General features: G+C 69.2%; 10 protein-coding genes. 7 read left to right on the top strand and 3 right to left on the bottom strand.

Translation table 11 applies throughout. The annotated features are described in order from the left end of the window. Positions 1-29 precede the first annotated feature (29 nt). Entirely contained in the window at positions 30-842 is an 813-nt protein-coding gene (locus tag AB0J46_RS26290) for a single-stranded DNA-binding protein (protein ID WP_364336335.1), read from the top strand. Between the two features lie 1366 nt (positions 843-2208). After that, a complete protein-coding gene (locus tag AB0J46_RS26285) occupies positions 2209-3324 on the top strand; it encodes a GGDEF domain-containing protein (protein ID WP_364336333.1) in 1116 nt (371 codons plus the stop codon). Positions 3325-3455: 131 nt separating this feature from the next. On the opposite strand, the gene AB0J46_RS26280 is transcribed toward AB0J46_RS26285, so the two are convergent. Together AB0J46_RS26280 and AB0J46_RS26275 are read right to left on the bottom strand one after the other, a co-directional pair. Continuing rightward, positions 3456-3668 carry a hypothetical protein gene (locus AB0J46_RS26280; protein ID WP_364336331.1) on the bottom strand — a complete coding sequence of 71 codons (213 nt, stop codon included), beginning with the start codon at positions 3666-3668 and terminating at the stop codon, positions 3456-3458. Then, positions 3665-4144: a carboxymuconolactone decarboxylase family protein gene (locus tag AB0J46_RS26275; RefSeq protein WP_364336329.1), complete on the bottom strand. Its 480-nt coding sequence runs from the start codon at positions 4142-4144 to the stop codon at positions 3665-3667. The genes AB0J46_RS26280 and AB0J46_RS26275 overlap by 4 nt, the downstream gene beginning before the upstream one ends. Positions 4145-4273: 129 nt before the next feature. Here AB0J46_RS26275 and AB0J46_RS26270 point away from each other — a divergent pair, with 129 nt between their 5' ends. Beyond that, entirely contained in the window at positions 4274-4855 is a 582-nt protein-coding gene (locus AB0J46_RS26270) for a helix-turn-helix domain-containing protein (RefSeq protein ID WP_364336327.1), read from the top strand. A 298-nt stretch (positions 4856-5153) separates the two neighbouring features. Then, entirely contained in the window at positions 5154-6818 is a 1665-nt protein-coding gene (ettA, locus tag AB0J46_RS26265) for an energy-dependent translational throttle protein EttA (protein ID WP_364336325.1), read from the top strand. A gap of 151 nt (positions 6819-6969) precedes the next feature. On the opposite strand, the gene AB0J46_RS26260 is transcribed toward ettA, so the two are convergent. Continuing rightward, on the bottom strand, positions 6970-8286 hold the full coding sequence (locus AB0J46_RS26260; protein WP_364336323.1) for an MFS transporter: 1317 nt from the start codon (positions 8284-8286) through the stop codon (positions 6970-6972). Between the two features lie 168 nt (positions 8287-8454). Here AB0J46_RS26260 and AB0J46_RS26255 point away from each other — a divergent pair, with 168 nt between their 5' ends. The 3 genes from AB0J46_RS26255 (at position 8455) to AB0J46_RS26245 (ending at position 10568) form a co-directional block, all read left to right on the top strand. After that, on the top strand, positions 8455-8967 hold the full coding sequence (locus AB0J46_RS26255) for a VOC family protein (RefSeq protein ID WP_364336321.1): 513 nt from the start codon (positions 8455-8457) through the stop codon (positions 8965-8967). Between the two features lie 69 nt (positions 8968-9036). After that, a complete protein-coding gene (locus tag AB0J46_RS26250; protein ID WP_358294769.1) occupies positions 9037-9444 on the top strand; it encodes a Zn-ribbon domain-containing OB-fold protein in 408 nt (135 codons plus the stop codon). Next, the gene (locus AB0J46_RS26245; protein ID WP_364336319.1) at positions 9441-10568 is read left to right on the top strand and encodes a thiolase; all 1128 of its coding nucleotides are present in this window, start codon (positions 9441-9443) and stop codon (positions 10566-10568) included. The genes AB0J46_RS26250 and AB0J46_RS26245 overlap by 4 nt, the downstream gene beginning before the upstream one ends. The last annotated feature ends 29 nt before the right edge of the window (positions 10569-10597 follow it).

Genomic DNA, 10597 nt, shown 5'->3' with positions numbered 1-10597 from the left:
GCAGTCCGCCCGCCGCATGGGAGGCACGGATGAACGACATCTACATCACGCTCACCGGAAACGTCGCAGCAGAGCCACGGCAGTACAGCTTCGACGACGGCACCAGGGTCACGTCGCTGAAGGTGTTCACCTCACACCGCTACTTCGACAGGAAGACAGGGCAATGGACCGACGGTGAGCGCGTCTGCTTCACGGTCCGCTGCTGGCGTGCGCTGGGCGACAACGTCGCCGACTGCGTACGGGCGGGGCAGCCCGTCGTCGTGTCCGGCAAGCTCCGCATCCGCGAGTTCGGCGCGGAAGGCGACCGCCGGTTCATGCCGGAGATCGAGGCCAGCGCGGTCGGGCACGACCTGCGCTGGGGCACCGGCGTCTTCACCAAGCCGGAGCGCGGGGGCGGCCTGGGCTCGATGACCAAGGAGATGCGCGAACGCCTCGACGAGGAGACCCAGGACTGGGCGATGGGCACCAAGCCCGTCCGCCCGTCTTCCCCCCACCCGTCCGCCGACCCGTCGGTCCCCGCGACCGCCGACCCGTCGATCCCCGCGACCGCCGACGCCCCCCGAAGCGCACCCGCGCAGTCTCACGACGACGACGCCGGGCCGGACGCCGACCACACGATGCTGGCCATAGCAGCCACCGACCCCGACGCCGTCACCCCGCAACCGAGCGCACGTCCCGAGCCCCAGCCCGACACCGCCGTGGAGGACGACACCACTCCTGGCACGGTCACACCAGAGCAGCCGGGCCGCGGCTCGTCAGCCAAGGCCGCCACGGTCCGCGTCCTGAGCGCGTCCAGCAAGCCCCGGACGAGGACACAGACACCGGAGAAGGCCGCAGCCTGACACCACCGTCACCTGGCGGCTGAGCACCTACACCAGTGGATGCTTCCGCCGTGACGGACACGTCGGCCGCTGTCCACGAAAGCGGGTGTCTTCATGCCGACCTACGCAACCCGCCATGAAGACACCCGCCCCAACCCGACCAGCCCGCTCGCCTCGACGTCCCCACAACCACCCCCGCCAGATGCCCCCATGTCGAGGACGCAGGGATCGGGCGATCAAGCGAAAAGCCCCCCGGCACAGTGCCCAACCCGCCGGCTGCGCACCAACCTGCACGGACCACCTGCGCGCTGCGCAGGGTACCCACCCGTCTGGACGGGTTGCCCGTTGTCTGTATGGGCTCCTGAACCGCCTGAACGGGGCACCCACGCGAATGCCAATCCACCTAAAGGGGCGTGTGCATGCAGAGGCGCAGTGGCCGGGTTCGCCTCACGGTGATCCATCGCAGGGGTAACCACGCCCGGAGACGCGCTGCCCAGTTGAGGGCCGGGGCGCGTGTCCAGTCGCCTGCTGGGCCGCCTGCTGGCAGGCGTCGCCCACGGGAGTCGTCTACCGGTGAGGCCCAACTGTGCGGGCGGCCAGTGCGGGGCGGGCACAACGGTGAGGCGGGATCCTATCCCCGGTGCTTGCCTCCCTGGCGGTGCTCGGGTTCGGGCGCGCGCAGGCGTCGGGGTGGACGACATCGCGTAGAGGACATACAGCGTCCTCAGGCGGTGACGCGACGCGCATGCGGGCAACGGCGGGCAAGCGCCATGTGACGGCAGTCGTATGTGGGGTGCACTCCTTGATTGCGTAGGCCCAGACGCGCTGGTCATCGAGGTCCTCGACGGACCGGATGAAGGAGTGGGACGACCGGTGGTTCACCGGCCATCGGTCAGGGGAAAGCGATCGGGGCGGAGGGCAGCAGCCGATGGGTCGGCGCCCCGCGCAGGGGACGGCCAAGGGGGAGGGGGAGGGGCATCGGCTGATGGCCCCGATGTCACCCCGAAGGGGGCCGATGGGGTGTTTGTCCGTGTCAGATACCTAGAGCATCGGTCATGTCCAGGTCACGCCCCGCACCATGGTTGCTCCTTTCCGGCACTGCCCGCTCGCGGAGTGAGCGGGCGTGGTCGTTTCAACGTAGCGGTTCCCATCGCATAACGCACACTCCGCAATTATTGTGTTACACATCGTTAGTCAGGGAGGAGACGAGATGGCGGCGACCAGTCACGCCACGATCAAGTCTCGCGACGGTGTGTCAAGAATGGCCGGTCGTTGGCCATTGCTCGGGCAACGGCGCCCGCTTGTGGCGTATCTGTGCGCCATTGTCGCCCTAGATGCCGTCGCGATCACCTTGTTCACGAGATCTACCGATTTCCACTGGCCGGATTTGCTGACCTTTGCCGCTCTCATGGCGTGCGGCGCGGTCTGCATCGAGGCCAGCAGGCGCCTGGGCATGCCCGCCGGAGTCTCGCGTGACCTGTTGTCGGCCTGGTGGCTGCCGGTCGCCCTGCTCCTGCCGCCGGTCTACGCCCTCTTTGCGCCGATCGTGCTGCAGATCCTTCTCCAGGTGCGCGTGCGCGCCACAGTTCTCTACCGGCGGGTGTTCAGCTCGGCGGCCATCGGCCTGGCCGGCTGCACAGCGTCGGTCGCCTTCCACTGGGTCGTCCCCGATCCCTGGGTGCTGACGCGGGGGAGTGGGCCGCCGATCGCTTACGCGGTTGCGGCCGCCGTGCTGTTCTCCTTGCTCAACATCGGTCTCATCGCGGTCGCGGCGCACACGTCCGATCCTGAGGGGTCGTGGCAGGAGGTGTTGTGGAACCGGGAGAGCGTCCTGTTGGACGTCGTCGAGCTGTGTCTCGGGGTCACGGTCTCGATCGGGTGCGGGCTCAACCTGGCTCTGCTGGTGCTCGCGTTGCCGCCGGTCGTCCTGCTGCAACGCAGTCTGTTGCATGCGCAGTTGCAGGCCGCCGCCCGTACCGACTCCAAGACCGGGCTGCTCAACGCGGCCGCCTGGCAGCGGGAGGCCGACACCGAGATCCTGCGGGCGCGCCGCAGCGGTGACACGCTGGCGTTGCTGATCATCGACATCGACCACTTCAAGCGGGTGAACGACGCCCACGGACATCTGGTCGGCGACGAGGTGCTGGCCGGGGTGGCGGCCATGTTGCGCAGGGAACTGCGGGAGTCCGACGTGGTGGGGCGGTTCGGGGGCGAGGAGTTCGTCGTCCTGCTGCCGGGGGCGGACGTCGACGAGGCGCGGCAGGTCGCCGAGCGACTTCGTACGCACATCGGGCACATGGCCATCCCGGTGGACGATGCTCTGATCCGGATCACGATCTCGGTCGGGGTCGCGTTGATGTGCGTGCACGGCGACGATCTGATCGACCTGCTGGCCGCCGCCGACCTGGCTCTCTATCGGGCCAAGGAGCTGGGCCGGGACCGTGTCTGCATCCCCGTCGTCCAGCCGCCGCAACCGCCGTCGCCCGAGGAGCAAGCCGTGTGACGTGCCGTGACGCACGCCCTGTGATGCGTCGTGACAGGCGCGGTGTGATGTGCGGGGAATGCGGGCAGGCGCCTGAGAGGCGGGTGGGTCAGGGGCCTGCCCTCGGGTTGTGGCCCTGTGCGCCTCGGGCGTCAGGCCGTGGTGACGCCGTCGCAGGTGACGAGGCGGACAGCGGGAGCCGAGACGATCTGGATGTGGGGTACGCCGGGGACCTCGACGTTGAGATACCCGCCCTCGATGGCGAACCGCACTCCTTCCACGGTCGACACCCGGCGGCCCTCGGAGTTCGTCAGCGTGTAGCCGTCGAGGAGTTCGACGGTGCCGTTTCTCCAGGTCGGGTTCATGCCTGCACCTCCGGGAAGTCCAGCTCGGGCTGGGCGAGGTGGTTGAAGTAGTTGGACAAGGTGTTCAGGGCGATGTGGCCCACGATCTCGGCGAGTTCCGCGTCCGAGACGCCGGCGGCCCGTGCGGCGTCCAGGTCCGCGTCGCTCACCGCGCCGCCCGTGTGCATGATCGCCTGAGTGATCGCCAGGACGGCGGCCGCGTGCGGCTCGTCGTCCGCGCCCTGGCGGGTCTTGAGAAGTTCCTCGTCGGACATGCCCATACGGCGTCCGCGCATGGTGTGGGCGCTCACGCAGTACGTGCAGTGGTTCTCCTGGGCGACCAGCAGGGCGATCTGCTCCCTCAGCCTCGGGGTGAGGACGCCCGAGCCGAGGTGTTCGCGCATCGCGAGGTAGCCGGCCAGGGCGGCTGGGCCGTTGGCGAGGGCGGCGTACAGGTTGGGGACCTTGCCGAGCTGGCGGCGGGTCTGGTCCAGCAAACCGTCATTGTCTTCTGTCAGTTGTGGAAGGCGGGGCATGAGGTCTCCAAAACGGTACTGGTCGGTTCCATCTGGGCGAGACGATACCGAACGGTTCCGTTTTAGGGAAGTTCGGGATAGCTTGGCGGTATGCCCACACGTGCACGTGAACGACTGCTCGACGCCGCCGAGGACCTCTTCTACGCGGAGGGGATCAGGGCGGTGGGCGTCGAGCGGATCCTGAGTGTCTCGGGGGTGGGCCGCGCCTCCTTCTACCGGCATTTCCCGAGCAAGGACGACCTGGTCGTGGCCGTACTGCGGCGGCGGGACGAGCGGTGGCGGGCCTGGCTGGCCGAACGCGTGGAGGCCCTGGGCGGCCATCCGCTGGACGTGTTCGACGCCCTGGCCGAACGGTTCGCACGGGCGGATTTCCGTGGATGCGCCTTCATCAACACCATGATCGAGACGGCGGATCCGGACAGTGCGGCGCATCGGGTGGCGGCCGAGCACAAGGAGCGCGTGCGGGCGTACGTCTCGGGGTTGATCGAGCGCGACGGCCGGGCTGATGCCGCCGAGCTGGCGCACCTGTTCGTCCTGCTGGTGGACGGAGCCATCGTCACGGCGGTACGTGAGCGCTCGACCCACCCGGCGCAACGGGCACGAACCGCAGCCGCCGCCCTCCTCGCAACGGCGCGGACCACCACGGAGACCACCACAGGGGCTGCGACTTAGGAACCGCGGTGGAGGCGGCCGTGGCGAGAGAGGCCGTGACCGGGGGACCAAGGAGGGCGTGATGGGGGGCCTGGTCGGCTGAGGTGGGGGGGGGCGAACGGCGTCCCGCCCAAAGGTGGGCTCGGGGCGTCAGGGGCGGTTCAGTGCGCGAGGACGGCAAGGGGCGGCCTCGGGACGTCATGGCGTTCGGGGGAGATGGGGTTGGAGGGGGTGGGGGTGCAGGGGCGAGCGGGGACGGGCGGAGGTGAAAGGGGCTGGGCGGCGGAAGCCTGCGTGTGCAGCCTCTAAGCTAGGGAGCATGCCGGAGTACATCTACACGCTGCAGCGCGTGCGCAAGGCGCACGGCGACAAGGTTGTCCTTGACGACGTCACGCTGTCGTTCCTGCCCGGAGCCAAGATCGGTGTCCTGGGGCCGAACGGCACCGGGAAGTCGACGCTGCTCCGGATGATGGCCGGCCTGGAGCAGCCGTCCAATGGCGACGCCAAGCTGATGCCGGGCTTCACGGTCGGCATGCTCCAGCAGGAGCCGCCGCTCAACGAGGAAAAGACCGTTCTGGGCAACGTGCAGGAGGGTGTCGCCGAGACGATGGCGATGCTCGAGCGCTACAACCAGATCGCCGAGCAGATGGCCACCGACTACAGCGACGAACTGCTGGAGGAGATGGGCAAGCTCCAGGACCAGCTGGAGCACCGCAACGCGTGGGACCTCGACAGCCAGCTGGAGCAGGCGATGGACGCCCTGCGCTGCCCGCCGCCCGACGCCGAGGTGAGCAAGCTGTCCGGTGGTGAGCGCCGCCGCGTGGCGCTGTGCAAGCTGCTGCTTGAGGCCCCCGACCTGCTGCTGCTCGACGAGCCCACCAACCACCTCGACGCCGAGAGCGTGCAGTGGCTGGAGTCGCACCTGGAGAAGTACGCCGGCACGGTGCTGGCCGTCACCCACGACCGGTACTTCCTGGACAACGTGGCCAACTGGATCCTTGAGCTCGACCGCGGTCGCTGCTACCCCTACGAGGGCAACTACTCCACCTACCTCGACATGAAGGCCCAGCGCCTCAAGGTCGAGGGCCAGAAGGACGTCAAGCGCAAGAAGCGCCTGGAGGACGAGCTGGAGTGGGTGCGCTCCAACCCCAAGGCCCGCCAGACCAAGAGCAAGGCCCGTCTCCAGCGGTACGAGGAGATGGCCGCCGAGGCCGACAAGTTCCGCAAGCTGGACTTCGAGGAGATCCAGATCCCGCCGGGCCCGCGTCTGGGCACCACGGTGATCAGGTCGGACCAGCTCACCAAGGGCTTCGGCGACCGCCTGCTGATGGAGAGCCTGACGTTCGACCTGCCGCGTAACGGCATCGTCGGCGTCATCGGCCCCAACGGCGTCGGCAAGACCACGCTGTTCCGCATGATCACGGGTGGGGAGACGCCGGACACGGGGTCGATCACGGTCGGCGACACCGTGAAGATCTCCTACGCCGACCAGAGCCGGGGCGGCATCGACCCGAACAAGAACGTCTGGGAGGTCGTCTCCGACGGGCTCGACCACATCAAGGTCGGCAACGTCGAGATGCCGTCGCGGGCCTACATCGCGGCATTCGGGTTCAAGGGCCCCGACCAGCAGAAGAAGGCGGGCGTGCTGTCGGGCGGCGAGCGTAACCGGCTCAACCTGGCGCTCACCCTCAAGCAGGGCGGCAACGTGCTGCTGCTCGACGAGCCGACCAACGACCTCGACACCGAGACGCTGTCGTCGCTGGAGAACGCGCTGCTCGACTTCCCGGGCTGCGCCGTGATCACCTCGCACGACCGGTGGTTCCTCGACCGCATCGCCACCCACATCCTCGCGTGGGAGGAAGGCTCGAACTGGTTCTGGTTCGAGGGCAACTTCGCCGACTACGAGAAGAACAAGATCGAGCGTCTCGGCGCTGACGCGGCCCGTCCCCACCGGGTGACGTACCGGAAGCTGCACCGGGACTGACGTCTCGTCCCGGTGCCGGGACGAGCGTCTCATTCCTGCGACGAGCGGCGGGCCCCTTCGGGGGCGCGCCGCTTTTCGCGTTTTCCGGCAGGGCCGATCACCGTGCGGCCGTGGTGAGGACGGTTCGGCGTTCGGGTTCGGGCGGGATGGGTCAGCTTTCGGCCTCGGTGAGGGCCACCTGGACGGGGGTGGGGACGGTGCGGCGCCATGGACCGTTGAACAGCAGGATCGCGGGGACGAACAGCACGAGGCAGCCCAGTGCCACGAACAGCCACGTCTGCCAGCTCGTGGCCGCCACGACGTGCGGGATGACCAGCAGCCCGACCACCGCGATCGCCTTGCTCAGGAAGCCGAACAGCCCCCAGGCCGTGCCCTGCAGGCGCGGGTCGGCGTCCTCGGCGTCCTCGGAGTAGTTGGCCATCCAGGGGGCGTAGGCGACGCCGAGCGAGCCGCCGAGCAGGGCGCCGACCGCCATGAGCGTGCCGGTGGAGACGCCCTCCTGGCCGAGCGCGACGGCGAGGTAGGCGGTGACCAGGACCGCGGCGATCGTCCCGGCGAGCGAGAACGGCTTGCGCAGCTGCAGGCGGTCCGACAGGCGGCCGGTGACGATCAGCGTGACCAGGTTGAGGCTCCAGAACGCGGCCATGATCGTGGACGCCTGCGCGCTGCTGATGCCGAGCGCGCCCACCAGCATCGTCTGGCCGAACAGCGACAGCGTGATGTAGAGGACCAGCCAGAGCGAGATGCCGACGACGTGGGCCCAGATGTTGCGCCGGGCGAACAACGACCGGACGGTGGGCGGACGCCGCAGGTCGACGACCTCCTCGGCGGCCCGTTCGGTGTGCTGGATCCTGGCCCGCAGCTCGGGGGACAGGTCGGCGATGTTGAGCGCGATGACCACGGAGATCACCAGCGAGAAGCAGCCCATGATGACGAACTGCGACCGCCACGAATCGTCGAAGATCGGCAGCGTCCAGCCGGCGACGGCAGCGGCCAGGAAGTTCGCGCCCACCGGGCCCCACGTCCAGAACCCGAACGCCTGCGCCCGTCCGAGCCGTGGCGAGAAGTCGCGGATCAGCGGCGCGGTGGAGGCCATGGCGACGCCGTCCACGAAGGCCAGCAGGATGCGGGCGATCAGCAGGTCGCGCGGGCTGTGCACGAGCGTCATGGCGAAGCAGCACACGGCGGTGAGGGCCATGAGCGGGATGAGCAGGCGGACCCGGCCGACCCGGTCGGTGAGCCGCCCGCCCAGGATGGAGGCCACGGCCCCGGCCACCGCCGCCGCCCCCGAGACCGCGCCGTACGTGGCCAGGGACATGTTCAGGTCTTTGAGCAGCAGGGGTACGACGGGCGCGATCTGCCCTTCGTAGGAGCCGATGAGGATGGCCAGGACGGCCATGGTGAGGATCTTCATCCGGCGGGCGCCGGTCGGGTACTCGTCGAGCTCGCGGACGTAGGACAGCCTCATGACAAGCCTTTCTGTCGAGCCTAGGCCCCCCGCCATGAGTTCTAGAAGCTAGCTCTAGAATCCATTTCTGAGATGCTGCTCCTCGCATCGGCCGGCGTCAAGAGTGCGTACCCGGTATCAGATGATTAGAATCAAATTCTAGGATTCGTTCGTAGTGAGGAGCCGGGCGTGGACCTGGAACTTGACGGCCTCGACGTGACCTTCGACCACACGGCCGTGGCCGCTCCCCGGATCAGGGACCTGCTGCCGATCTATCGCGACCTGCTCGGCGGTCGCCATCTGGGCGGCGGCGGGGACAACCGGATCAGCGGGTACCGCACGCTGCAGCTCACCTACTCCAACGGGAGCAAGATCGAGCTCATGGAGCCGCTGACCGGGTCCGCGTTCTTCGACAGCTTCTTCGAGCTGACGCGGGGGCGGGGCGGCGTCCATCATCTGAACTTCCACGTCGGGGACATGGACGCGGCCGTCGCCCGGCTCACCGGGCGCGGCTACCGGCTGCACGGGCTCAACCGGGCCGACGTGCGCTGGCAGGAAGTGTTCCTGCACCCCAAGGAGGCGCACGGCGTGCTCATCCAGCTCGCCTGCCCGGGGTTCCGTGACCCGGACGAGGCCCGCCCGACGCTGGAGGAGGTGCTGGCGGGACGCGGCCGCAACGGCGACGGCATCCCCAGCCCCTGAGCCGCGGAGGCTTCCCCGGAACCGAACCTAGCTCTAGAGTGCAATTCTAGAACTAGAGTGGGGAGGCCCATGAAACCGGCACCGAAGCCAACGCCCGAGACCCAGCCGTTCTGGGACGGCACGGCCGCGGGGGAGCTCAGGATCCAGCGCTGCCAGACGTGCGCGCGGCACTACTTCTACCCCCGGCCGAGCTGCCCCCACTGCGGCGGCGGCGACGTGGAGTGGGTGCGCGCGACGGGCCGCGCGACCCTGTACTCGTACGTGATCAACCATCGCCCCGCGCCCGGTTTCGAGGCCGGCGGGCCCTACGCCATCGCGGTCGTGGAGCTGGAGGAGGGCGTGCGGATGATGACCAACATCGTCGGCGTGCCCAACACCCCCGAGAACCTGCCGCTGGACATGGAGCTGAGGGTGGTGTTCGAGCGGCGCGGCGACGTGCACGTGCCGCTCTTCGAGCCCGCGGAGGGCGCCCGATGAACATCGTGATCGCCGGGGCGGCCGAGACCGACGAGATCGGCCGCCTGCCGGACCGGTCCACCTTCCAGCTTCACCTGGAGGCCGCGCGCAACGCCCTCGCCGACGCGGGCATGACGAAACACGACATCGACGGCATCGCCACGGTCGGCACGCCGGGCCCGATCCAGGTCGCCCACGCCCTCGGCATCACGCCCTCCTGGCTCGACGGCACGGGCGTGGGCGGGTCGTCGTTCCTGTTCCACGTACGGCACGCCGCCGCCGCCATCCGGGCCGGGCTGTGCCGTACCGTGCTGATCACGCACGGCGAGTCGGGACGGTCGCGCGTCGGCGCCGGCCGGTGGGGGCTGGGCGCGGACTCGCTGCTCGGGCAGTTCGAGCTGCCGTACGGGGTGGTCGGGCCGCCGACGTCGTTCACCGTCACGGCGCTGCGCCACATGAAGGAGACCGGCCTCACCCACGAGCAGCTGGCCGAGGTGGCGGTCGCGCAGCGCCGCTGGGCCTCCCGGAACCCGCGGGCCATGTACCGCGACCTGATCACGGTCGAGGACGTGTTCGCGTCCAAGCTCGTCGCCTACCCCTTCCACCTGCTGGAATGCTGCCTGGTGACGGACGGCGGGGGCGCGCTGGTCGTCACCTCCGAGGAGCTGTCGCGCCGCTCGCCGGTGTACCTGCTCGGCTCCGGCGAGGCCATGGACGCGCCGATGGTCTCGCAGATGGAGGACTTCACCACCTCCAAGGGCTTCCGCCTGTCCGGCCGGGCCGCCTTCGCCGAGGCCGGGATCTCCCACGACGACGTCGACCACCTGATGGTGTACGACGCCTTCGCCCACGTGCCCGTCTACGGCCTGGAGGATCTGGGCTTCGTCGGCCGGGGCGAGGCGGGGGCGTTCATCGCCGAGGGGCACACCTCGCCCGGCGGCCGGTTGCCGATGAACACCAACGGCGGCGGCCTGTCCTACACGCACACCGGCATGTACGGCATGTTCGCCATCCAGGAGTCGGTGCGGCAGCTCCGGGGCGAGGCCGCGGCGCAGGTGCCGGACGTGGAGGTGAGCGTGGTGCTGGGCAACGGCGGCATGTTCGCCTCCGCCGCCACCCTCGTCCTGGCCTCCCGGTTGCCCTAGGTTCCGCATCCGGCCCGCCGGGCAGGCGA

The organism is Nonomuraea sp. NPDC049758 (assembly GCF_040674635.1).
Taxonomy (GTDB): Bacteria; Actinomycetota; Actinomycetes; order Streptosporangiales; family Streptosporangiaceae; genus Nonomuraea.
This window is presented reverse-complemented; position numbering and strand designations above follow the sequence as displayed.

Bases quoted from the DNA above. Each gene is read 5' to 3' on its own strand.
- AB0J46_RS26290 (WP_364336335.1), top strand. From the start codon at position 30: ATGAACGACATCTACATCACGCTCACCGGAAACGTCGCAGCAGAGCCA.
- AB0J46_RS26280 (WP_364336331.1), bottom strand. From the start codon at position 3,668: ATGAACCCGACCTGGAGAAACGGCACCGTCGAACTCCTCGACGGCTAC.
- AB0J46_RS26270 (WP_364336327.1), top strand. From the start codon at position 4,274: ATGCCCACACGTGCACGTGAACGACTGCTCGACGCCGCCGAGGACCTC.
- ettA (WP_364336325.1), top strand. From the start codon at position 5,154: ATGCCGGAGTACATCTACACGCTGCAGCGCGTGCGCAAGGCGCACGGC.
- AB0J46_RS26260 (WP_364336323.1), bottom strand. From the start codon at position 8,286: ATGAGGCTGTCCTACGTCCGCGAGCTCGACGAGTACCCGACCGGCGCC.
- AB0J46_RS26250 (WP_358294769.1), top strand. From the start codon at position 9,037: ATGAAACCGGCACCGAAGCCAACGCCCGAGACCCAGCCGTTCTGGGAC.
- AB0J46_RS26245 (WP_364336319.1), top strand. From the start codon at position 9,441: ATGAACATCGTGATCGCCGGGGCGGCCGAGACCGACGAGATCGGCCGC.